Raw genomic sequence first — 23,220 nt, forward strand, 5'->3', positions numbered from 1 at the left:
AGTCCTTTTTGTAGGTTGATGGCAATCTACGGGGGGCAAGTGCGAGTGTAAGCTTGCAAAGCAGTGCTAAGCTTCATAACCTCACGTTATGCATCGCCTTCGCTCCCTTATCCCCTCCGCCAACTATCTTTTCGTGTTCGAGGCTGCGGCCCGGCGGAAGAGCTTCACCGGTGCGGCACAGGAGCTGAATGTCAGCCAGCCTGCCGTGAGCAAGACGATCAGGCTTCTGGAGGAAGCGACAGGTCTGCGGCTGTTCAGGCGTGACCATACGAGGCTGGAGCTGACTGCCGAAGGGAAGCGTCTCTACAAGGAGACGCAGGAAGCCTTCGATCACCTTCACATGGTCATTTCGACTCTCCAGAAGAAACATTCGACCGACATTGTCCGCGTATCGTTCTCGGCTTCGTTCGTGCAGCTGTGGCTTCTTCCGCGCCTCAAGGGCTTCAAGGCGCGTCACCCTGACGTTTCGCTGCGGATCGAGGAAAGCAGCCGCGACGATCAAGATCTGGTCGAGGAGGACATCGACCTTTCAGCGCGCCTTGGACTTGGAAACTGGCCTGGTGTGAATGTATGGTCTTTGGCAAGCGAAGAGGTCATCGCCGTCTGCAGCGCGGACTACCTCCGCGAACATGGCCCAATCCGCGAACCTGCCGACCTGCTGAACCATGAACTCCTTAACTTCGAGGAGCGTCACCGCACCCGAATGGTCTGGCGCGAATGGCTTGAGCGCAACGGCGTACCGGTTCCGAAACTCCGCCAGGAGTTCGTCTTCACCGATGCGCTCGGCTCTATTGAGGCTGCGGTACTCGGCCAAGGGGTCGCACTCGGATGGCGCCACTTGGTGCACGACCACCTCAAAGCAGGCAGGCTGTTATCTCCTTTGACAACCAGCTATCGATCAGGTCAGTCAATATACCTGATCATGCCGGCTCAGCGGTGGCCGAAGCGCGGGGCAGAGCTGTTCCGGGACTGGCTGCTGGAACAGGTTGCCGAAATGGGAAAAAGTACACGGGGCTAAAACCGTTCGCCAACAACGTGGGCTGCCTGCGCACCGGCTTCGTAGTAGGCCTCCTTCATTCTGCGGTATGGCGCCTTCTGCGGTTCCGTCAGGGGCAACGGAAGGTCTTCTTCGCTCAATTCGCCGAGGATATGGCGAGCCAGAACCCGCCCGAACACCGTGCCCGGCGCGATGCCGCGGCCATTATAGCCCGAGAACCCGACAACGTTGGTCGCAAAGCGATGAAAGCGGGGCAAGGCATTGACCGTCATGCCGATGCGGCCATGCCACTCATGCTCGAACGCAAGCTCTCCAAGTTGCGGGAACAGGCGCCTTAGGGAGCGGCGAGCCCAGCCCTTGTGAATGGACGTGCCTGAATTGCGCAGTGCGCCAACGCTGCCAAACACCAGCCTCCCGGCTTTGTCCAAGCGGAAAGAGGAAAGGATTTCCTTCGTGTCCCACACGCCTTCGCGCCCTGGCAGGATCGAAGCCAGCAAGGACGCGTCGAGCGGCTGGGTCGCGAGGTTGAAATAGGGAAGATGCACCTGCTCGCTGCGGACGGTTTCCCAAGGACCGGTACTGTATGCATCCGTCGCGACGACAATCCAGCTGGCAGTCACGCTGGCGCCGTTCGCCGAAACCTTCCAGCCGTTGTCTGCACGCTCGGCTGCGACAACAGGGCTGCCTGTGTGGAGGACGACACCCGCCCGTACGGCGGCATGAGCGAGGCCGCGCACGTAGGCTAGCGGCTGCAGCGTTCCTGCGCGACGGTCCAACAGCGAACCGCTATAGGCACGGCTGCCGACATGCTTTGCAGTTTGTGCTGCGTCGAGGAGTTCGACGGGTGCGCCCCGACGCTGCCACTGCTCAGCGCGTTGCCTAAGTTCGCGCAGCCCCTCTGTCCCAGCTGCACAGTGCAGAGTGCCGTTGCGCTCAAGCTCACAGTCGATGCCATGCTTGTCGATCAGTTGCATCACCGCCTTGGGACCGTTGCCCAACAACTGCAGCAGCCGCTCGCCATGCACTTCGCCAAGCTCGGCAGGGAGGTCGTCAGGCATGACCCACATGCCCGCATTGATCAGGCCGACATTCCGGCCAGCGCCGCCAAAGCCTACCTCGTTCGCTTCCAGAACGACTACACTTCGTCCTGCCTCCGCGAGATGGAGTGCAGCCGACAGCCCAGTATAGCCTGCGCCGACAACAACGACATCAGCCGCCGCATCCTTCAGCAACGGCTCCGAGCCCGGGGCCGGCGGCGCCGTTTCTTCCCACAATCCATGGGAACGTCGATCATTCAGCATGTCTTTTCCTCGCGGGACACTCGAACTGGTCCGGGCCGGCTTCCATTGCGGCTACATTCTTGACCGGCCGAAAGCATAGTCAGTGACCTTCGGTAAGAAGGTGCGGGTTGCATAACCATCAGGCTTGTCACCTACCGTTACACCAGCATTCAAGACGCCGGCCTGATAGTCATCTGCGAACAGCGTATAGGGATGTGCAAGCTCGATACGGCTGGCCTCAGCCAAGTCTAACAGTACGTCGTCGGGAAGGCTGAACGCGAGTGCGGCCATATTGACGTTTAACTGCTCGACGCTCCGGGCACCCACAATTGCGCTGGCAATCGATGGCTGAGACACGGCCCAGTTCAACGCGATCTGCGCCATGCTTCTGCCAAGCGTCGCGGAAGCGTCATGAAGGATCCCAAGGATGCGCTGGTTGCGGTCAGTAAAGAGGCCCAGGCCGCTTCCGGATTGATCGAGCGCCAAACGGCCTTCGCCAGGGTCTCGCCCCTGATACTTTCCTGACAGTAAGCCCATCGCCAGAGGGCTCCACGCTGTTATGCCGAGCCCTAACGCATGAGCCAGCGGCACGAACTCCTGCTCGATGCTGCGTTCAACCAGCGAGTAAGGAAGCTGGAGACAGGCCGGCTGCGACAGACCGTGAAGTTCTGCCCATGTCTGCGCCCTGCCGGGTACATCGGATAACCCCCAGTACCGGATCTTGCCAGCGCGTACGAGATCGTCAAAGCCCCGAATGACCTCTTCGGCCGGCGTGACCCGGTCCCAGGTGTGCAGCAGGTAAAGGTCGATGTAGTCTGTCCTCAACCGGCGCAGCGAAGCATCCACGGCGCGCATCATTGACTTGCGGCCATTGCCGCCAGCATTCGGGTTCCCGGGCTGAAGGCTGTTCGAGAACTTGGTGGATATTACAACCTGGTCCCGAAGCCCGGCTTCGGCCACAAACTGGCCGAGCAGGCTTTCGCTCAGGCCTTCTCCATAGGAATCCGCAGTGTCAATGAAGTTGCCGCCGGCCTGTACGTAACGCTGGAAAATGGATCGTGCTGTTTGTTCGTCAGATCCCCAGGCGCCCTTGATCCCCCTGATGCCTTTGTTCCCGAAAGTCATCGTGCCAAGGGCCAGCCTGCTTACACGCAGGCCTGAGCGCCCCAGGTGATAGTAGTGATCAATCGCCATCGCCAAGCTGTCCCGGTCGACCTGCGTTACATCCGGCCATCATAGCGGCGGCGCGCCACGCTCTGCTGCACGTAGTTGATCATCGTGACGAAGTCGAAAACCGGCTTGCCCGTCGCAGTCTGGATGGCATGCGCGTAAGGCGGTAGATCGCTGCACTCCAGCAAGATCGAGCGAACATCAGGGCTCTCCTCCACCAGCTGGCGCGCCACGGCGGTGACCTCCTGCTCTATCCGCCCACTGTCGAGCGTGCCTTTCTCCTCGAGGATCGCTTCGCGGAACTCCGTCTGGCCTTCCATGCCCGCGATCGCCAAGGGGATATGCGCCGGTACGTTGCTGGCCTCGAAGTGCCTCGGCGTCAGGCGAGATGCGTTAGCAGTGATGATGCCAACGGTCCCGCCAGTGACGGCATGCATGAAGGGTATCTGGATCAGGCTTGACAGGAAGACGGGGATTTCGACGGCTGCGGCCACTTCCTCCTGGAAATAGGCCATGAAACCGCATGCGCCGGTGATCGCTTTTACACCCCGGTCCTGCAGCTCCAAAGCCGCTTCGATGAACACTTCGCGGAGCGCGGGGTCGCGTTGATTGAGGAGCCGGTCGATCGAGGCACCGCGTACTTCCTGAAAGCGTACCGGGAAGTCATAGGTCGTCGCGTTCCCGACGTTTCCAGGAACGCAGGGGTATGCGGCATCCAGGATCAGGATGCCGATGGACTCGCCATACCAAGACTGCGTCTTGCGCAAGACCGAATAAACAGCCATCCCGATATCTCCGGCAGCATGCTCTGGTTGAAGAAAGGAGAGGCTGGCTGCCTCCCACGAAGTCTCTATTGAAGCAGGCGTGCTTCGCCTGTGTCGCCAGCCGTGCCATCCAGCCCATAGGACTTAAGGATTTTCACGATAGTGCCATCCTCATGCATTGCCTTGACCTGGGCATCCAGCGCCGCTCCCAGCTCTGTGGCTTTGAGCGCATATGGGAACGCGGCCTGGGCTGCTTCCTTAGTAGCCTTCACGCGATCATCGGGTTCCGCGGCCTTGACCTGATAACCCTTCAAGGCACCCTTCTGCTCGGCAACGACCCCCGTAGAGTAACCATCGACTGCCACGTCGATACGGCCAGAGAACAGGTCCTGCTGCATGTTGACGGAGTTCGGATACAGCTTGAGCGAGGAACCGAGAAGCGCCTTAAGGTCGGCCACCCACAGGTAGCCCTGCACGGTCCCGACCGACTTGCCTTCGAGGTCAGAAACCTTCGAAAGACCGTCCTTCGAATAGATGCCCATCTGGTCGACGTAAAGCGGCGCTGAAAGGTTCATGGCCTTGGCGCGTTCTGCGGTACGGTACCAATCACCTGTGGTGATGTCAGCCTGACCAGATAGGACATACTGGATGGCTGCTGCAGGATCGACGGCGACCGCCTTTACGGTCAGGCATTCGCGTTTCGCGAATTCCGCGGCAATGTCGCCATCGATGCCCTTCATCGCCCCGGCCTCGTCAAGAAAGGAATGAGGCGCATAGGTGGTCACTGCAACAGTCAGGGTTCCAGACTCAATCGTGCTGAATTGATGCGCGGGCTTGCAGTCCTGCGCCGCAGCAAACTGGGCAGAAAGCAGCATCGCCCCGGCTGCTGCGGCAAGAAGAAGCGAGGTCTTCGACATAGAAGAGTTCATGGCAGATCTCCTTTCAAAGGTTATTCAACGTTCAGCGTAACGGCCTGCACGCTTCTCCACGTGCCCGACGAGGATGGCTGCCGGGACCGAAACAGCAGCGTAGAGGCACCCCGCCGCAAGAAGGACAGGGAAGTAGCGGAACGTGCCCGAGCCGATTTCATAGGCGCGGCTGACCAGTTCCGGCAGTGCGATGGTGAAGCAGAGCGACGTGCCCTGGAAGATCAGAATAGAAAAGCCCAGAAGAGGCGGCAAAGCGACCCGGAGTGCCTGCGGCAGGAGAACGTAGCGCAGTTCGTCAACCCCAGTGAGGCCGATCGCCTCGGCGGCATCCCGTTGGCCGCGTGGTATTGACTGGAGGCTCGCGCGGATAATCTCGCTCGTGTAAGCGCCCGTGTTCCAGGCAAGCGCCACCACGGCTGCCGTGAACGAGCCGAGCGTCAACCCCGTGGCCGGCAAGCCAAAATAGATGAACTGCAGCAGCACGAGTGCAGGGGCGCCGCGGCCAATTTCGACTAGCACCAGCGAGACCGTCTTGAGTATCCTGCTTCGCGCTATGACCCCGAGCGCGAGGAGCAAGCCGAGCGGCATGCCGAACAGCAGGCTTAGTGCGGCAACCTGCAGGCTGATCGTCAGTCCCGCAAGAAGCTCGGGCAGCCAAGCAACGAGTTCTTCGTAAGCTGGGAGCATCAGGCTGCCACCTTCGATCGGAGATAGGCGTCTGCAGATCGCGACAGCCACGCAACTGGCAAGCTAAGGACAACGTAAAGCAGGCCGACAACGGCAAAAACTTCTAAACCCTGGAAGGTCAGCTGGGATAAGCGGTTGCCCTGGAACGCGAGTTCCGCCACGCCGATCGTAGACGCGACGGCCGTCTCCTTCATGAGGCCGATCAAGTAGCTCGCTGCGGACGGGAGAGCAACGCGGAGCGCCTGCGGCGCGATGATGAAAGCGACCGTGCTTAGGCGGCCTAGATCAAGAGCGTTGGCTGCTTCCCACTGCCCGTGGTGTATCGATTTCAGCGCCCCTCTATAGATTTCCGCCATATTGGCCGCAGCAATCAAGCCCAGCCCCGTCAAGGCCGCGACAAAGGGGCTGATCGGGAAGTAACTCATCCCCAGGCCAAAGAAGATGATGAACAGCCATAGCAGGGGCGGGATACCGCGCACGACCTGGATCAGTGACATGGCAAAAAGGCGCAGCGGCAGGAACTGGCTTTCCCGAGCCGCGAGCAGCGGCACTGCAACGATGGAGCCTATCAGGAATGCGCCGAGCGTCAGGGCGACTGTCCAAGGCAGGCCACGCAGAATGACGAATATATCCGCTTGGCTCATCGATCATGCACCGCACGCAGGAAACGCTTTGTCCTCTCTTGCTGGGGCTGGCGCATGACCTGGTTCGACGAGCCTTTTTCGACAATGTCGCCATCGGCCATCATCATCACCGTGTCGGATACGTTTTCCGCGAAACCCATCTCATGCGTCACGACGATCATCGTCATGCCGCTGTCGGCGAGCTCGCGCATGACGGCAAGCACCTCAAGACCGAGCTCAGGGTCCAGAGCCGATGTGGGTTCATCAAAGAGCATGACTTCCGGGTCGAGCGCGAGCGCTCTTGCGATCGCTATGCGTTGCTGCTGCCCACCTGAACAGCGGCCGGGATGCTGGCCGGCTTTATCGGCCAAGCCGACACGGCTGAGAAGCTGCATCGCACGCTCTTCCGCCTCTGCACGGCTCCGGCCAAGTACGCGTTCCTGGGCAATGCTGACATTTCGCAAGACAGTCATGTGCGGGAAGAGATTGAAGGACTGAAATACCATGCCCACCCGACGCCTGAGCTTGGAAAGTTCAGCCCTTTCGACTGGCATCGATGCGTCGATCGTAGTGGGGCCAATGGTGATCGTCCCCCCGTCTGGCCGCTCCAGGTAATTGATGCAGCGAAGCAGCGTGCTCTTGCCGGAACCGCTCGGCCCGATGATGGCAAGCACTTCGCCTGGCCTAACATCTAGGTCGATCGCATCGAGAACGGTGTGTGCCCCGAAATGCTTGCTTAATGCACGAAGCCGGATGACCGTCCCGTTGCTTCCCTGCTCCATCATGATGCCGCCGTTGCTACGATCCTGCGATGACTGCGGGGGATCCGCAAGGTACAGCACTGCGCCATCCATCTACAATCTCCTCCGCCGGGCAGGCACCCTGCCTATCCGAAGCATGACGCACACATGGCTTTTTGAGCTTGCATTCCATGAGCCTCGCAGCCCTGGAATGTCTTTGTTCCCACGTCTTGAGCCAGACTAAACGCCAATGCCTAGACGGAGCAGGGCATAAAAGATCGATCCCGACCTAACCTGAAGTTATGGGTGAAGCACCATTTTCAAGATTGCGGGTGCGGTTACGCTGGAACTGGCTCGCAATGTCATCGCCAACAATTACCAAGAACGAGAGCCTCGTTCCGATCCTTGAAGCGTTCAACCCGCGCGATTGCCAGGTTGGCAGGTCAACGCCATGATCTGCCGCCCCAAGGAGTTGGACCGGACTGCCACTCGCTAGGACTAGCTCGCTCGCAACTTCCTCTCAGCCGTGGGCCTCATGGCCGCGGTCGCGTTCTGGCTTTGAAAACATTATGCTTCTTCAACCGAGGAGAGAACCATGGCCGTCAAACGGATTATCGCCAATATCGCTACGCCCTATCCTGATGCTGCTCGGTCATTCTATTGTGACATATTGGGCCTTGAAGCTGTCATGGATCATGGCTGGATGATCACGTTTGCTGCGCCGGCAATAGATGGCAGGCCGCAGGTTAGCTTTGCCAGCGAAGGAGGTTCTGGAACAGCTGTTCCCGATCTATCTGTCGAAGTCGATAACTTTGAAGAAGTCCAGCAGCGTGCCGAAACAGCTGGGCTTGAAGTTGAGTATGGTCCGACCGATGAGCCCTGGGGCGTAAGGCGCTTCTATGTCCGCGACCCGTTCGGACGCCTTATCAACGTCCTCAGCCACGGTCACAACGCTGTAGTCGATTGAGTCTGAACCTTAACGAAGGAATTTTTGAGAGAGCCTTCGTCACAGCATGCTGTCAACCGAATGCGGTTGAAGTGGAAATTCGTGAAAAAAGCGGCGACTTACGTTCGCCGAAAAGTGATACGGAACACTGATCCACCTCCCTCTCTAGGACGGTAGCTTGCTTCTGCATCCATACCGTTGGCCAAGGTCTTGACGATGTACAGCCCTAGGCCAGACCCTCTCGTGCCGTTGAGCGGGGTATTCGTTCCGCGCTGAAACTTACCGAACAACTGCGCACGTTGCTCAACAGGGATCCCAATGCCCCTGTCGCAAACTTCAATGAAGGGCGAAGAGCCTCCGCTCGCTCTTAGTTCCACAATTGAAGAGAGCGGAGAAAACCGTATGGCGTTGGAAAGGAGGTTGTCGAGTATCTGGGCAAGGTCGTCCTTTTCCACGAACGCTTCTGCTGCTGGCGGTTGGAGAGCCAAGATGATTGTTATACCGCTGTGTTCGGCGATAGATCGAGCGCGTGCGGCGGCCGAGCGAAGCGACTGACCGAGATCGCTGCGCTGGAGCTTTCCAAACTGCTTGGTCTCAGCTTCGTGCGCTTCAAGTATTCGGCCAATTAATGCCTGCATGCCGGCGATGCTGTTTCTTGCTTCACGCAAGATGCCTTGCCATCCTGCTTTTGTATGGGGTGGGCGCGTTGAGGCAAGATCCAGCAAATTGCCTAGGCCGTACAATGGACTACGCAGATCATGCGCAGCAACGGCCATCAGGGAATTGAGCTCAATGTTGCTCGCATGCAAACGCGCGTTGACCTTCTTAAGTGTTGCGTTCTGTTCTGCGATCTGGCGCTTTTGCCGCTCGTCCGTTTGTTCTAGGTGGTTCAGGCCCCAACGCCCCATGGTCGCGAAAGAGACGGCGAGTATCGTATTGAATATGCCATTGATTTTGTCGAACGGGCTCAAATGTGTGAGCAACATCCAGGTGACATAGACAGCAAGGGTACTAAGACAAAGCGCTAGAAAGCGGCGAGGTGGTATCAGGAAGAATACGGCGCAAGCCATGGCTGTAAGGCCGTAACCGGAAGCCAACCGACCTGTCATGGAAATGAAGTACCCGAGACTTTGTGATGCCAGCAATACGAAAAGGATGAAAATGTCCGGCAATCGTTTGGAATGCTGGCTGCCGTTTCGTTGAACATGGCGGGCATACAGGATGAAGCCTAACGCGATTGCTGCGAGTGCTAGGCATAACCATGCCATCTCAGGAATGCCTCTGTACCGGCTGAACGATGCTTCAACAGCGGCAACCAGGATTGCCAGTAGGCCAACGGCTTCCATGCGGCGCAAGTTCAGACGAAGTCTGCGATGCGGATGATCAAGAAGATCACCGCCGGCTGGATCGAGCAGGCGGCGCCAATCGGTGACGGTCACTTTCATCGCTTAGCTGTTGCCCTCAACATGCTCGCGAGCAAGAGCTTGAAGATCGCGCATCGCGCCTAGCTTGAACTTGACCTTCAGACGCTCGCAGTAGGTGGCCACGGTCTTGATTGACAATCCTAGGGCGTCCGCAATCTCTCGGCTGGAAGTTCCGTTTCCAACCAGGCGGAGGATCTGCAATTCACGATTTGAAAGCGCATCGATGTTCGGCTTTACCGACATAGATGCCTCACTCTCGCCTCGCTCAGTCAGGCGGGACCTAACGTCTTCACTCACATAGATCTGGTTTCGCGCAATCATCCCAAGGGCTGTCGCCACTCGTTCCAAGCCCTCAGATTTGGCTACATAGCCTTTGGCACCGGCTTGCAGAGCCCGGCGGGCAAACGTCCACTCGCTATGGCTGGAGTAGACTAGGATGCGAGTCTTCGCTGCGATACGGCAAAGATCCTGAACCATTTCCATTCCATCGCGTCCGCCAAGCACCAAGTCGCAAATAATGAAGTCTGGTTGAAGTGCTAGTGTCTGGCTGCGCGCCGCGACGCTGTCTCCCGCCTCGCCACAGACTTCAAACCGGGGATCGCGCGAGAACAAAAAGCGCAGGCCATAAAGGACCACTGGATGGTCGTCGATGATGAGGACACGTGCGCGCATCACAATCGAAGCCTGGACCAAAGATGATGATCAGTCATTCTGCTTGTGACCTGTAATGTAATTAGTCCGCCAATTCTTAGCTGAAAGATCGTTGCAGCCCGTTACGCGGGACAATGCATATGCCTGCGGCCATGATCAACCTGTAGGGGGACCGTCCTTTGAAGAAGCAGTTGTATAGCATTCGCCTTGGATCAACGACGTGCAGCAGGACGGTCAGACTTCCTGGTGCGGTGCCACACGAAGTAGGTCCGGCCAATACGCCACAAGGGCACGAGCCCTTCCAGTTCAAGACGCCTCAAGTGCCTGCACTCTTTGATTTTCAACGTTCCGCCCGGCAGGCGGATGCGGATTGGAAGCATTCTGATTCATCCAGATCATGCTGCCCCCTTCGTCGGGATTGATGACGTTGAAGGAGGCAGGGTGCAGGCAAGCGTAAAATCGAGCCATACACCACTGATCAAAGCCCATCTGTCGGTTGCTAACCTACAAGCTTACATGTTTCCCGTGATCTCAGCCTGCGCCTGTCAGTCATCAGGTCGCGTCAAGAAAGGTTGCAGCCTCGCGACCGCAACTCAGAAAGTTGATCTGCGAAGGTCGGAATGGAGGTCACGCATGGAGTTGAAGTCAAAACTTGGCTTGTAGGTATATAGCCGACAGACAGATCGCCATCTCAAACCTATTCCCGCCGTTTGCCGATCAATGGGAACATGCTTGGCAGCATTTAGCCCCATCTCGTCGGCGGAACGAACAGGCCGATCAGGCGGGGACAGCATGCAACAGCAACACAGTGGATCTGGGTCCAACGCTCCAGCATGCGGAAACAAATTGGTCACTTGCAGGCAGACACTCAAAGTGACTGTACGCGACGCCATTCGGGCGTTTGCTAAGGTTCTTCTTTCAGTGGCTTTGCTGTCGACACTCGTAACTTCGGCGAATGCACTTTCTGCTGGCTGCCAGGCCGTGCAAAACGGTGCGTTAACAGGAACATCGAAAGCGATCCGCTACTCAGGAGATTTTCTTGGTGGCGAGGTCTTGCATATCACGAACGAGTCCGTGGGTTTTAATCGGACGGAAATATCGGTTGATGGAGGGTCGGGGCCTTTTGGCTTTATCAGTAAATTCGATTGGACAATACCTTACAGCAAATACTTCGATTTTACTTTAACTACGGTATCCACTTCTAGCGATCCAGGACAATATAAGGTCACGACAACGTGCAGCGAAGCTGCATCTTCCGTCAGCCTTTCAAGATTGTCGTTTAGCGCCGGGACGCTTGATCCCGCCTTTTCTCCGGATGTCACCGTCTATAAACTGAATCTGCCAGCAGACGTGAGCCAAGTCACGCTGCGGCCTTTTGGAACCTCAGGTACGACTTCAATATTGGTTGGTGGGGAAAGTCTTGCTAGCGGAGCCGAAAGCAAGCCGATCGAAGTTCCTGCAGGTTCGGGCCGTGCAGTCGGTGTGACCGTCAAGGGTCAAAATTCTTCATACAATTTCTATCAGATCACGATTGAGCGCGCACCGCTTCGACAAAATGCAGATCTTATTTCTCTAGAGATTATTGATAAAGTCCTAGAACCAGATGTTTTTTCATCAGATCATCTAACCTACTCAGCTACTTTTGATGCAGATGTCGACAACGTCACGATCAGCGCCGCAGCTGAAGATGACGAGGCCACGGTATCGATTTACGGTCAAACCTTTGTCTTGGGCGGCAGTGTCACCGTTCCCTTGTCAACCGGCTCGAATGTGTTTCCTGTTGTCGTCACCGCACAAAACGGCATCACGACAAAGACCTATAAGATCCAGGTCACGCGTCGTAGTGGATCTAAAGCCACGCTTGACACACTTGAATTGTCAGGCGTCTCGCTGAGTACCTCTTTCCAGCCTGGTCGCCGCTGGTACGATGCCAATGCCGATGAGGGTGTGACGTCGACTTCCATCACAGCAACCACGACGGATCCTACAGACACTATCAGGATCAACGACGTACTCGTTGAGTCCGGAGCATCCTCTCAGCCGATCTCGCTTAAGCTGGGGCAAACGCAAATCATTGTCTGGGTGATAACCTCAACCGGCGCCGGCAGTGGCTACACCATCAACGTCGAACGCGTCGCCCCGAAGTTGACGATCTCGCCTTCAAGTGGCGCGTTAAAAGATGCAGCGTCGGGATCTCCCTACGCGGAGGATATTACCGCGATCGGCGGTTCGGGCGATTACATCTTTACCATATCCAGCGGAGCACTCCCTGCCGGGTTGATGCTTAGCCAAACCGGCTCGATAGAAGGCAGCCCTACCGAATACGGAGACTTCAAGTTCACGGTCACAGTCACGGAAAGAAGCGCGTCCGACGAAGGCCCCTTGCCCGCGAGTGCGGATTATACGCTAACGGTGTCAAAGCCTGATCTGCAATTACTGACTGGGGATGGATCAGGAATGGTCGGGCGCCCTTTTAACCTTGCACTGGAGGCAACGGGTGGCACCAGACCTTACAAAATCTCGGTCTCGTCAGGGGCACTGCCAACAGGGTTAACCTCGTCTGGTTTGAACATAAGCGGCATTCCGACAGGCGGCGGCACCTATGATCTCACGCTCATGGTAACAGACGGCACGCGGAGTCCAGCGCCTTTAACTGCGACCAAGCCAATCAAGTTGGTGATCGCGCCGCCTACCCTCTCTGTCGCTCCGACGATCCTTTCGATCGACGCGGGAGCACAACTGAGCGAACAATTGTACGCCAATCAGGGCACCCTCCCCTACAGTTTCGCACCCCTTGGCGAGTGGGCAGGCTTCACATTGTCACCAGACGGCACATTGTCCGGTACCCAGCGAAAATCGGGAGAATACCCGTTAAAATACCGGGTGACGGACAGTTCCACCGGCTCGGGGCCGTACTCCTTTGAAGAGACGTTGACCATCACCGTGCGGTCGCCCAGAATCCAGTTAGATCCTCTTTACCTTCCCAAGATGACCGTTGGAGCCAACTTCTCGCAGGTATTTTCTGCCACTGGAGGAACCTCCCCTTATGCATACGCAATCTCGGACGGACAGTTGCCGGACGGCATCAAGCTTAATGAGGACGCGCTCGCGGGAACACCTTCGAAAGCCGGCTTCTTTCGTTTCGCAATTACAGCGATCGATGCCGACGGCAACACCTCAGATCCGAGGACCTATGATGTCACAGTGAACGCGCCGACCATTGTGCTGTCACCAACCACGCTATCGGGCGCCAAGATAGGTTTGCCCTTCGAGGAACCGCTGTCTGCTAATGGTGGCCTGCCCCCTTACAGCTTTAGGGTCACGAACGGTTCTTTGCCGCTCGGCATTTCTCTGTCGGCCGAAGGTGCTCTCTCGGGAACACCGACGCAAGGCGGCCTGGCATCCTTCTCCATTACTGCAACGGACAGCTCGACCGGGCGCGGGGCGCCGTTTTCCGGAACGCAAGAGTATAGCTTGGTCGTCGGGGGTGCGACGCTCTCGATCTCACCTACGAGCCTTCCAAATGGCTTGGGGGGCAACGCCTACAGCCAGCAGCTAACCGCAAGCGGCGGCACCAAGCCATATACCTTCAGTGCAGGTACAGGCCTGCCGCGGGGTCTCGCACTTGACGTTGATGGCACGCTGTCAGGCACCCCGATCGAAAGCGGAACATTCTCATTCGCCGTCACTGTGACGGACGATAGTTCCGGTGCTGGTCCTTACAGGATCGTACAAGACTATGTGCTTGTGATTGATGCACCGGGCATCGGCCTGTTTCCGCAAGCTCTGGCGGATGCAAAAGCTGCTAGCGAATTCAGTCAGGTCTTCACAGCGTCAGGTGGAACCGAGCCCTACGCCTTCACGCTGTCCGGCACCTTGCCAACGGGGCTCGCTTTTTCGAAGGACAGGCTGTCAGGCATACCAACAGAGGAAGGGGCCTTTCTAATCACCGTGACCGCCACAGATGGTTACGGCTTCCAGGCCTTGCAAAACTATACCCTCGCAGTGGCACCCCCAACCATCGCTTTGAACCCGTCCACCCTGCCCAAGGGAAGCGGCGGCACTGCTTATTTGACGATCCTTACCGCCTCAGGGGGCTTTTCGCCCTACACCTTTGCCGTTGATGGAAACGTTCCGCCTGGCTTGGCCTTGGGTACGGACGGTAAACTTTCCGGTGTTCCAACGAGTGCAGGCTCGTTTACCTTCACGGTGACGGCAACGGACGACGAGACGTTCACTGGGTCTCAGCTTTATACTGTCGACATTGAGGCACCGGGTATCACCGTCATTCCGCGGACCCTTCCTGCGGCGGTGGTGGCCAGCGCATACAATGAACCCCTAGAGGCCACAGGGGGAACTGCACCCTACACATTCGCAATCTCCGCAGGTGCGCTACCTGAAGGACTGACACTTGAATCCGACGGTTTTCTTACAGGCACACCAACCGATGCCGGAGCATTCTCTCTTACCATCCGAGCCCTCGACGTGAATGGGTTTGCCGGGACGCAGGCTTACACGCTCGACGTGTCTGCACCCACCATCGTGCTGGCACCAGGTTCGCTGCCCGCAGTGACCGGCAGCGCACTCTACCGCGAGACGATCACCGCGTCAGGCGGATTAGGCAATTACAGCTTCAAGGTGACGTCCGGTGCCCTGCCGACAGGCCTTGCGCTTGCGCCTGACGGCACGCTCTCTGGGGTGCCCACGGCAGCAGGCGGCTTCAACTTCACGGTGACGGCGACGGACAGCGGGACCTTTACCGGCTTCCAGGCCTACACCGTAACCGTTGCGGCGCCGGGCATCGCGTTGGCGCCTTCAAACTTACCGGACGCTGTTGTTGCCGCGCAGTTCAGCCAGACGCTCTCTGCATCCGGAGGAGCTGCACCTTACACTTTCGCCCTGGCTTCAGGCTCGCTTCCGGCAGGGGTGACGCTTGCGTCTGATGGCACGCTCAGGGGCGCGCCGACCGAAGCAGGCAGCTTTGTTCTGACAGTCTCGGCAACGGACGCGAATGGATTTGCCGGGTCGCAGGCCTTCACGCTCGACGTTTCCGCGCCCGCCATCATCCTGGCTCCAGGTTCTCTCCCCTCGGCGACCGGCAGTGCAGCTTATGCACAGACGATATCGGCATCGGGTGGGTTGGCGCCCTACAGCTTCACTGTGACGGCAGGAACCCTGCCGCAGGGGCTGGCTCTCGCCGCCAACGGCGTCCTGTCCGGCACGCCTACAGTGTCAGGCAGCTTTGCCTTCACTGTGACGGCCACTGACCACGGCAACTTCACGGCGTCGCAGGCTTACACCCTCCGGGTTGATGCGCCACAGGTTGCGGTCACGCCGGCCTCGCTGTCCAACGCCACGGCTGGCAACGCCTATGCGATAACGTTTGCAGCCTCAGGCGGGGCTGCGCCCTACAGCTTTGCCGTGTCGGGCGGGGAACTGCCGACTGGCCTGGTATTCGACACCGGCGGTCGCCTTTCCGGCACGCCGCAAACGGGAGGAAGCTTCGCCTTCACGATCGAAGCAACCGACGCCAACGGCTTTGCCGCAACCGTAGATCTCTCGCTGACGGTAGATGGCGAGATCCCTGTTGCGCAGAACCAGTCGGCAGCCCTGCTTGCCGGCACCACATCCACCGTCCGGCTGACAGACGGTGCGCGAGGAGGGCCATTTACAAACGCAACGCTGGTTAGTGTATCCGATCCGTCTTTGGGAACGTCGCGGATCGTGCGTTCTGGTTCGGACTATGATCTTGTGTTTGCCGCAGGCGCCGATGCATCGGGTCAGACTGTGGCTACCTATACTCTGTCAAATCAGTTCGCGACCTCTGCGCCTGCATCCGTGACCTTCATGGTGACAGCTCGTCCTAATCCGTCAAAAGATGCCGAAGTCATCGGCTTGGTCAGCGCACAGGTTGAATCCACCCAGCGTATGGCGCGTGCGCAGATCAGGAACTTCCGGGATCGTCTCGAGCAGACCCATGACGAGGAAACACGGCTGCAGGGATCGTTCGGTATCACGCTGGGCGGCGGCCGAAGCGAAGACGACCGCCCACTGTCGTCTTACGCGGAAGAAGAAGCCCGTCGCGGCACTGATCCCGCGACGCTTGCCGTGCTGGGCTATGCCAACGACAGTAAGCCGATTGTCTTGCCGTCTGAAGCGGAAGCGCGTCGCCGCTTCGGCAATGCCGCGCTGTGGACCGGCGGTTTCGTCAACTTCGGCTCTCGCGACAATGACGGTATCGAGCTCGATCAAACGCTGGTCGGCATCAGCGCTGGCGTGGATTACCGCTTCTCCTCGCAGTTCGTTGGCGGCGTCGGCTTTGGCGTCGGCCGCGACAAGAGCGAGATCGGCGACAGAGGGTCGCAAGCAAGCGCCCGCGCCTATAGCGGCGCTGTTTATGGCAGCTACTCGCCCGTGGCCAACATCTACGTCGATGGCGTGCTCGGCTACAGCGACCTGAACTTCGATACGCGGCGAGCCGTGACCGACCAGGATCTGCGGGCGCAAGGCGAGCGCTCGGGCAATCAGGTGTTCGGATCGCTGACGGTCGCCTATGAGCATAAGCAGAACGGCTGGCTGGTGGCGCCTTACGCAGGCTACGAAGGCTCCAGATCCAACCTGGATGCTTATAGCGAGAACGGAGCCGGCATCTTCAATCTTCGCTTCGGCGAACAGCAGGTCACCACGTCCTCCGCGCTGATTGGTTTGAGGCTGGAGAAAGATATCAACCGACTATGGGGCACGCTGACGCCAAAGGGCCGGATCGAGTACTCACACGATTTCGACGGCTCCAGCCGCGTTGGTCTTGGCTATGCCGATCTTGGCGACAACCTACCTTACTCGCTGGACGCGGACGTTTTCAGCAAGGACAACATCACGCTTGTCCTGGGCATAGATGCACAGTTTGCTACCGGATGGGCATTGGGGCTCACCTACAAGACTGAGTTCGGCACCAACGGCAATGCGCAGGACCATAGGATCGAAGCAAAGGTGTCGAAGCGGTTCTGACCTATGAAAGAGGCAAGGTTACAGGTTCGGCCGATTTAGCTTATCCAAGACCTTTATGAGTATGGACACCTTGAGCGAGAATCCAAGGTTCGACTTCCATGACAGCGAGCGCGTCGTTTTTGAAATGGCAGCTTATTGCCCTCCCTGCACGGAAGCGGACGATCTGCTAAGGGCCAGACCCGGCTTGGGAACGCGTTATCTGTGGCAAGTAAACATAGTCGACATCCGGCAAGTTGGAACGCGTTGAACGTAGGATGCCGTCGGTCATCTATCGTCGACCAAAACTGCTGCTACTCCAACCTGCAAACGCGTTCTCCGAACCTCCTCGCTTCTTCCAAGTCGTAGCGACGAAAGGAGAACAAGCATGAGGATAATGCGAGTTTTCCCCGGCTGTCATGGCAGTTGCGGGAGCGAAGACTTCTTGTTGAATGTCGTTGATAGGTTCAAAGTCTACCATTCGCAGCGTGCTTCGTACTGCCTTATCTGGCTGGAAACTGGTCGCACGCGTCTTAGCTCGAAGCCCATGGTAAACGCACCTCCACAGATGTACCCTTCAGACCCTGCGACGCGCCGAGCCTGATCGAGCCACCATAGAGTTCGACGAGTTCGCGAGCGATTGCTAGACCAAAGCCATATCCCGGCACCGTTTCGTCCAGGCGCTTTCCGGGCTCAAGCACGTCGCGCACTGCCTCAGCATTGACGCCAGGGCCGTCATCTTCGATGCGAAAGCAGACTTCGCGCATTTCGCGACTGGCTACAATATGCACGGTTCCGTTCGCCCACTTGAAGGCGTTGTCGATGATGTTGCCGAAGATCTCGTCGAAATCCTGCGCCTCACAGGCAACTACTGATTCTGCGGGAACATCGAGCTCGACCTGGACGAGTTTAGGCGCGTGTACTGCCCGCATCACTTCTGCGAGCTCAACGAGCCGTTCGGTTGCGTCCGTTCTTGCCCGTGAGGTGTCCCCTAACGCCGCCGCCTTGGCGCGCGTGAGATGGTGGCGGATCAGCCTGTCCATGCGCTCTACAAGATCGCGGACCTGCGGATCGGCCGCCGCCGACGGAGCCGCCGCAAGCGTCGCCAACGGTGTCTTCAGCCCATGGGCAAGGTTCGCCACATGGCGGCGCGCGCGAGCGAGAGTTTCGGTGTTTTCGCCCAGAAGCTTGTTCAACTCGGCGGCGAGCGGCATGATCTCGCTGGGCTGGTTTTCGCTTACCTCCTGCCGCCTGCCCGCGCGGATGTCATGAAGGTCCGCTTGCAGCAATTGTAGTGGCCTAAGCCCTAGCCGAACCTGGATGAGCGCCGCGAGCACAAGTGCGACGCCCAGTGCAAGCAGCGCCCAAACCAGCGGCTGCATGGCTTCCCTAAGAGGGCGGCCGATCGCCGGATCGTAGGGTGCGCCAGCAGCAATGATTGTCGCATCGCCGCTTTTTCGAAGCACCCGCCAGTGGATCAGCCGGCCGTCATCGTCGTGGAGGTCGAAGGGTTGGATACCATTTGGATCAACTTTGCGCGCCCGTTCGCTAAAATCAGGTAGCGAGCCAAGAAACTCGGATTCAATGGTTCGGCCATTGCGAGAGACAACCCAGACCCATTTCTCGCGGCGGTCGAAGAACGGGCGGTCCCGGGCTTTCTCCAGGGAGTCATCTCCGTTGGTGAGGCTTGCATCGAGCAGGGCAATCTGCGCATCGAGCCGCCCATCCACCTGCCGCACGACGAAGCGTTCAAGCACGGCATTGATCAAGAAGCCCGCCGCCACGAGCGCTGCGGCAATTGCGACACCCGCCGCAAGAAGCAGGCGTCCGGCCAGGGAGCGGGGCATGAGTGTCATTCGCCATTCACCGCCGTCAACCGATAGCCGTGGCCGCGCACCGTCTCGATCGCTTCGCGGCCGAGCTTGCGGCGCAAACGGCCGACAATCACTTCCAGCGAATTGGAGTCTGTTTCAGCGTCGCCCTCATAAACGCGCTCGGTCAGCTCGCTGCGCGACACCACTATATCCTTGCGCAAGGCGAGCGCGGAAAGAACGCGCCACTCAAGTGCGGTGAGCCGCAACGGTAGGCCGTTCAGCTCGAAGGAGCCGAGCTGGGCATCGAAGACGAGCGCGCCGCAGGCGATGCGGGTAGCGGCATGGCCGGCGGCGCGACGCGCGAGCGCACGCAAGCGCATCACCAGTTCCTCGACGCGGAAAGGCTTGGTGAGGTAGTCGTCCGCCCCGGCCTTGAAGCCCTCGACCTTTTCCGACCAGCCGTCGCGAGCGGTCAAGATCAGGACCGGCAAAGCGCGACCTGCCTGACGCCAAGCGCGCAGTACGGTTTTGCCGTCGATCTTCGGAAGGCCGAGATCGAGCACGGCTGCGTCATAGATGCCGGTATCGCCCAGATGCTGCCCGTCTTCGCCGTTCTTCGCCCAATCAACCGCGAAGTCTTCGGCCCGCAAAGCATCCGCGATGCGGCTTCCGAGCGCTACGTCGTCTTCGAGCAGTAAAACCTTCACGCCCTTTGTTCTCCGATGCATCCGTCGGCTGCGACCTATGCCTGGGCGCTGAACCGAACCTGAACGAGGCAGTTCAGGCTCGATTGCGAGGATCCGTGCATGATCAGCCCATTCGCAACACGAGGAGATATGCCAGTGAGCCCTGAAAACGAGGCGATACAGATAAAGACGGAACGTCCCGCTCCTTCATTGGTCGGAGGCGGGCGAACCAAAGCCGCCCTCTTCGGCATCGGCCTTCTCGTCCTTGGCCTTGCCGGCGGCGCGGGCGCAACGGCCGCTTTGTCGCCTGACGAAAGCACTGTGCTGATGAAGCCGGTTGCCGTGAACACATTGGAAGACGGCACCCGGGCCGCCATCAAGGGCACGGTGGGCGACGTCTTCGGCAACAGGTTCGTTCTGGCGGACCAATCCGGCCGCGCACTGATCGACAGCGGCTGGCGCGGAGAAGGCGGCGATCTCGTCAAGCCGGGTGAGACCGTCACCGTTCAGGGCAGGTTCGATCGCGGCTCGCTTCGCGCCGAGGTTCTGGTCCGCGCCGATGGCGCAGCACAGAGCCTGAAGCCACCCAAGCCCGGTCCGCGTGGCTGGGTCGAACGTCTCGGCCACGGTCATGTTCGGGTAGCGGAAGAGCCGACGCTTCCCTGATCCTGGCAACCTGGCATCAACCCTTCAGCAACGGAGCATCGCAACATGAAGAAACTGATCATCGGGGCACTTGGACTGAGTCTTCTGGCCTCATCTGCGGCCTTCGCACAGGAAGCTGCAACCCCGCCACCGCCACCACCACCTGCCGGGACCGACGTACCTCCTCCTCCGCCTGTGGCCCCTGGTCCTGAAGCTCGTGGCCCGGAAGGAGGTGACAAAGCCAGCCCGCGCGGTGATGACCGCCGCGGCCCGCCAGAACGCGGCCCCAAGGATGAGGCACGCGGGGGGCCTAAGGGCCACGACGGCCCACCGCCTCCGCCACCATCAAAGGCTGCTGAGTTCCGCTTCAAGCGCGGGCCTCTCGAAGTGGCGGTACGCTGCTCGGAACTCGAGCCGATCAAGCCCTGTGCCGATGCTGCCAACCAGTTGATGGACAAGTTTGCAGCCATGCCAGAACCAGGCCTGATGCCCGACGATCGAAGCGCAGCATCAGTTCCGCTTCCTGGCAGCGAGACAGCTCCGGGAACTGGTGGTCCGGCACCGGCGCCGAAGCCCTGATCCGACAAATGCTATGAGGCTGGCCACGTGGCTAGCCTCTTTTCGCTTCCCTGGTGGATGGCAAGCAAAAAGCAGGACCGTTGTATGCGGACAATGAAGTTCAGTTAGTGGACGGCTGGGATGGTTGTCAGCAAAAGGTCGGCCTACCGGATGATGCTCAAGCTTGTTCCCGGTTCGATTTAACCCAACGTAGCGGCACGGAGATTTAACAACTGCAAGCGTGCCGAAAGTGAGCATGGCGGCCTGCAAGTGGCTTGAAAAAGGAATTATACTCTATCGACTTTATAGGGATTACGCGGAACTCTTACGGGAGACTTGTAGGGGGTTCGCATGGTTACGGCATCAACAGGTTTTTCGGCTGATACAGCGGTCTATTACGAGGTCGACGTGCTGGTGATCGGCGGTGGTCCGGCCGGCACTTGGGCCGCGATTGCGGCGGCTGGCCGGGGCGCCAAGGTGGTGCTTGCGGACAAGGGCTTTTGCGGAACGTCGGGTGCAACAGCGCCATCGGGAACCGGCGTCTGGTACGTGCCGCCGGATCCGGCCCGCAGAACCAAGGCGATGAACAGCCGCTGGGATCTAGGCGGCCGGCTTGCCGATCCGGTCTGGATGCGGCGCGTGCTGGACCGTACCTATCAGAACGTCAACCACCTGGCTGAATGGGGTTACCCCTTTCCGACCGGGGTGGATGGGGAGGAAATCCGCACCAGTCTGGATGGTCCCGATTACATGCGCCTGATGCGCAAGCGGGTGAAATCAGCTGGGGTGCGCATCCTCGATCATAGCCCGGCGCTCGAACTGCTGCGCGATGCGTCCGGCGCCGTAGCAGGTGCCACCGGTATCCGCCGCCAGAAAGGCGACACGTGGTCAGTCCGTGCAGGTGCCGTGGTGATCGCCACCGGGGGTTGCGCCTTCTTGTCCAAGGCTCTCGGCTGCAACGTCCTGACCGGCGACGGACATTTGATGGCTGCCGAACTCGGCGCCGAGCTTTCCGGCATGGAGTTTTCTTCCGCCTATGCCATGGCGGTGGATCATGGTTCGGTGACGAAGACGCGCTTCTACGAATGGGCTGAATTTACCTATGCCGATGGTTCGCCGATCCCAGGTGCGGCCTCGAAGGGCGGGCGTTCCAGCATCGCGAAGGTGCTAGGAACGGGCCAGGCGGTCTACGCCCGCTTGAATGCGGATGCTCAGGAGCAGGTGGCCATGCGCCATGCGCAGCCGAACTTCTTTCTGCCTTTGAACCGCACTGGCGTCGACCCGTTCAAAGACCGCTTTCCCATCACGTTGCGGTTGGAAGCAACCGTGCGCGGAACGGGTGGCCTGCGCCTCGTCGACGAAGGCTGCGCGACAACTGTGCCGGGCCTATACGCAGCCGGCGATGCGGCAACGCGTGAACTGGTTTGCGGCGCATTCACCGGCGGGGGCAGCCACAATGCGGCCTGGGCCATGTCTTCCGGCTTCTGGGCGGGATCATCGGCCAGCGACCATGCGCGCCAGGTTCGTGGCCGGTCGCGTGTTGCTACCCGATCAGGTCAAACCGGGCTGACGGAAGGCCGTGGCTCGCGCATCGATGCGTCGTCCCTAATCCAGTCCGTGCGGCAGGAGGTGCTGCCCTACAACCATACCTATCATCGTCATGCCGACCGCCTGAACGCCTCGCTTGATCGCCTCGACACGCTGTGGAGCGACCTGCGCTCCACGGATGCCGCCGATCTCAGCGAAGCCGTTCGTACACGTGAGGGCGTCGCGATGCTTGCGACGGCCCGCTGGATGTATCGTTCCGCACTCGCGCGCACCGAAAGCCGTGGCATGCACAAGCGCGAAGATTATCCCGGCCGCGACGAGGCTCAGCGCCACCACATCATCGCCGGCGGCCTGGACGAGGTCTGGACCTCGACGGCCAATGTGGGCGGACCGGCCGACGAGGTGCTGGCGGCATGATCGAACTCATCAGCGCCAGCCGCTGCACCGCCTGCAACATCTGCGTCACGGCCTGTCCGACCAATGTCTTCGACGCCGTCAAGGGCAGCATTCCGGTGATCGCCCGGAAGGACGACTGCCAGACCTGCTTCATGTGCGAGGTCTGGTGCCCCTACGACGCGCTCTACGTGTCACCGAACGCCGATGGTCCGGTGGACGTGACTGAAGAGCAGTTGGAACTCGCCGGAGCCTTCGGCAGCTACCGGCAGGCTGTTGGCTGGGCAGAAGGCGGACGCCAGAGACCGGCGCCAGAGATCATGCAGCGCTTGCGCGGCTGAAACGGATCGATCCGGCTGCGCGCCGGATTACGACGACAAG

General features: G+C 59.3%; 17 protein-coding genes. 6 read left to right on the forward strand and 11 right to left on the reverse strand.

Annotated elements, in window-relative coordinates:
• The first annotated feature begins 88 nt into the window (after positions 1-88).
• Positions 89-1,018 carry a LysR substrate-binding domain-containing protein gene (locus tag IE166_RS16835; protein WP_189506243.1) on the forward strand — a complete coding sequence of 310 codons (930 nt, stop codon included), beginning with the start codon at positions 89-91 and terminating at the stop codon, positions 1,016-1,018.
• On the opposite strand, the gene IE166_RS16840 is transcribed toward IE166_RS16835, so the two are convergent.
• From IE166_RS16840 to IE166_RS16870, 7 genes are all read right to left on the reverse strand, one after another.
• On the reverse strand, positions 1,015-2,298 hold the full coding sequence (locus IE166_RS16840) for an NAD(P)/FAD-dependent oxidoreductase (protein WP_189506244.1): 1,284 nt from the start codon (positions 2,296-2,298) through the stop codon (positions 1,015-1,017). The two genes, IE166_RS16835 and IE166_RS16840, sit on opposite strands and share 4 nt — an antisense overlap.
• A gap of 51 nt (positions 2,299-2,349) precedes the next feature.
• The gene (locus IE166_RS16845) at positions 2,350-3,471 is read right to left on the reverse strand and encodes an aldo/keto reductase (RefSeq protein ID WP_189506246.1); all 1,122 of its coding nucleotides are present in this window, start codon (positions 3,469-3,471) and stop codon (positions 2,350-2,352) included.
• A gap of 26 nt (positions 3,472-3,497) precedes the next feature.
• Entirely contained in the window at positions 3,498-4,232 is a 735-nt protein-coding gene (locus IE166_RS16850) for an aspartate/glutamate racemase family protein (RefSeq protein WP_189506248.1), read from the reverse strand.
• A gap of 65 nt (positions 4,233-4,297) precedes the next feature.
• Positions 4,298-5,140 carry an ABC transporter substrate-binding protein gene (locus tag IE166_RS16855; protein ID WP_189506250.1) on the reverse strand — a complete coding sequence of 281 codons (843 nt, stop codon included), beginning with the start codon at positions 5,138-5,140 and terminating at the stop codon, positions 4,298-4,300.
• A gap of 24 nt (positions 5,141-5,164) precedes the next feature.
• Positions 5,165-5,827: an amino acid ABC transporter permease gene (locus IE166_RS16860; protein WP_189506252.1), complete on the reverse strand. Its 663-nt coding sequence runs from the start codon at positions 5,825-5,827 to the stop codon at positions 5,165-5,167.
• The gene (locus IE166_RS16865; protein ID WP_189506254.1) at positions 5,827-6,471 is read right to left on the reverse strand and encodes an amino acid ABC transporter permease; all 645 of its coding nucleotides are present in this window, start codon (positions 6,469-6,471) and stop codon (positions 5,827-5,829) included. Before IE166_RS16865 ends, IE166_RS16860 begins: the two co-directional genes overlap by 1 nt.
• Entirely contained in the window at positions 6,468-7,232 is a 765-nt protein-coding gene (locus IE166_RS16870) for an amino acid ABC transporter ATP-binding protein (RefSeq protein ID WP_189506502.1), read from the reverse strand. The genes IE166_RS16865 and IE166_RS16870 overlap by 4 nt, the downstream gene beginning before the upstream one ends.
• A gap of 553 nt (positions 7,233-7,785) precedes the next feature.
• On the opposite strand from IE166_RS16870, the gene IE166_RS16875 reads away from it, so the two are divergent.
• Positions 7,786-8,157, forward strand: coding sequence for a VOC family protein (locus tag IE166_RS16875; RefSeq protein ID WP_189506256.1), 372 nt, complete (start codon positions 7,786-7,788; stop codon positions 8,155-8,157).
• A 98-nt stretch (positions 8,158-8,255) separates the two neighbouring features.
• On the opposite strand, the gene IE166_RS16880 is transcribed toward IE166_RS16875, so the two are convergent.
• Positions 8,256-9,581, reverse strand: a complete 1,326-nt coding sequence (locus tag IE166_RS16880) for a sensor histidine kinase (protein WP_189506258.1) — start codon at positions 9,579-9,581, stop codon at positions 8,256-8,258.
• Positions 9,582-9,584: 3 nt separating this feature from the next.
• Positions 9,585-10,232, reverse strand: coding sequence for a response regulator (locus IE166_RS16885; protein ID WP_189506260.1), 648 nt, complete (start codon positions 10,230-10,232; stop codon positions 9,585-9,587).
• 852 nt (positions 10,233-11,084) lie between these two features.
• Between IE166_RS16885 and IE166_RS16890 the strand changes: the two genes are divergently transcribed.
• Positions 11,085-17,219 carry a putative Ig domain-containing protein gene (locus tag IE166_RS16890; protein WP_189506262.1) on the forward strand — a complete coding sequence of 2,045 codons (6,135 nt, stop codon included), beginning with the start codon at positions 11,085-11,087 and terminating at the stop codon, positions 17,217-17,219.
• A 509-nt stretch (positions 17,220-17,728) separates the two neighbouring features.
• Here IE166_RS16890 and IE166_RS16895 read toward each other — a convergent pair.
• Positions 17,729-19,042 (reverse strand): sensor histidine kinase, encoded by a 1,314-nt coding sequence (locus IE166_RS16895; RefSeq protein WP_189506264.1) that lies wholly within the window; start codon positions 19,040-19,042, stop codon positions 17,729-17,731.
• Positions 19,043-19,047: 5 nt separating this feature from the next.
• On the reverse strand, positions 19,048-19,716 hold the full coding sequence (locus IE166_RS16900) for a response regulator transcription factor (protein WP_189506266.1): 669 nt from the start codon (positions 19,714-19,716) through the stop codon (positions 19,048-19,050).
• Positions 19,717-19,851: 135 nt separating this feature from the next.
• Between IE166_RS16900 and IE166_RS16905 the strand changes: the two genes are divergently transcribed.
• From IE166_RS16905 to IE166_RS16915, 3 genes are all read left to right on the forward strand, one after another.
• The gene (locus IE166_RS16905) at positions 19,852-20,361 is read left to right on the forward strand and encodes a hypothetical protein (RefSeq protein WP_189506268.1); all 510 of its coding nucleotides are present in this window, start codon (positions 19,852-19,854) and stop codon (positions 20,359-20,361) included.
• An 888-nt stretch (positions 20,362-21,249) separates the two neighbouring features.
• The gene (locus tag IE166_RS16910; RefSeq protein WP_189506270.1) at positions 21,250-22,863 is read left to right on the forward strand and encodes an FAD-dependent oxidoreductase; all 1,614 of its coding nucleotides are present in this window, start codon (positions 21,250-21,252) and stop codon (positions 22,861-22,863) included.
• Positions 22,860-23,180, forward strand: coding sequence for a 4Fe-4S dicluster domain-containing protein (locus IE166_RS16915; protein WP_189506271.1), 321 nt, complete (start codon positions 22,860-22,862; stop codon positions 23,178-23,180). Before IE166_RS16910 ends, IE166_RS16915 begins: the two co-directional genes overlap by 4 nt.
• The last annotated feature ends 40 nt before the right edge of the window (positions 23,181-23,220 follow it).

The organism is Tianweitania populi (assembly GCF_014652875.1).
In the GTDB taxonomy this organism is placed as follows: domain Bacteria; phylum Pseudomonadota; class Alphaproteobacteria; order Rhizobiales; family Rhizobiaceae; genus Tianweitania; species Tianweitania populi.

Excerpts from the sequence above, each read along its gene's own strand:
- IE166_RS16850 (WP_189506248.1), bottom strand. The coding sequence starts at position 4,232 with ATGGCTGTTTATTCGGTCTTGCGCAAGACGCAGTCTTGGTATGGCGAG.
- IE166_RS16845 (WP_189506246.1), bottom strand. The coding sequence starts at position 3,471 with ATGGCGATTGATCACTACTATCACCTGGGGCGCTCAGGCCTGCGTGTA.
- IE166_RS16915 (WP_189506271.1), top strand. The coding sequence starts at position 22,860 with ATGATCGAACTCATCAGCGCCAGCCGCTGCACCGCCTGCAACATCTGC.
- IE166_RS16840 (WP_189506244.1), bottom strand. The coding sequence starts at position 2,298 with ATGCTGAATGATCGACGTTCCCATGGATTGTGGGAAGAAACGGCGCCG.
- IE166_RS16870 (WP_189506502.1), bottom strand. The coding sequence starts at position 7,232 with ATGGAGCAGGGAAGCAACGGGACGGTCATCCGGCTTCGTGCATTAAGC.
- IE166_RS16860 (WP_189506252.1), bottom strand. The coding sequence starts at position 5,827 with ATGCTCCCAGCTTACGAAGAACTCGTTGCTTGGCTGCCCGAGCTTCTT.
- IE166_RS16855 (WP_189506250.1), bottom strand. The coding sequence starts at position 5,140 with ATGAACTCTTCTATGTCGAAGACCTCGCTTCTTCTTGCCGCAGCAGCC.
- IE166_RS16910 (WP_189506270.1), top strand. The coding sequence starts at position 21,250 with ATGGTTACGGCATCAACAGGTTTTTCGGCTGATACAGCGGTCTATTAC.
- IE166_RS16865 (WP_189506254.1), bottom strand. The coding sequence starts at position 6,471 with ATGAGCCAAGCGGATATATTCGTCATTCTGCGTGGCCTGCCTTGGACA.
- IE166_RS16835 (WP_189506243.1), top strand. The coding sequence starts at position 89 with ATGCATCGCCTTCGCTCCCTTATCCCCTCCGCCAACTATCTTTTCGTG.
- IE166_RS16885 (WP_189506260.1), bottom strand. The coding sequence starts at position 10,232 with ATGCGCGCACGTGTCCTCATCATCGACGACCATCCAGTGGTCCTTTAT.
- IE166_RS16895 (WP_189506264.1), bottom strand. The coding sequence starts at position 19,042 with ATGCCCCGCTCCCTGGCCGGACGCCTGCTTCTTGCGGCGGGTGTCGCA.
- IE166_RS16875 (WP_189506256.1), top strand. The coding sequence starts at position 7,786 with ATGGCCGTCAAACGGATTATCGCCAATATCGCTACGCCCTATCCTGAT.
- IE166_RS16880 (WP_189506258.1), bottom strand. The coding sequence starts at position 9,581 with ATGAAAGTGACCGTCACCGATTGGCGCCGCCTGCTCGATCCAGCCGGC.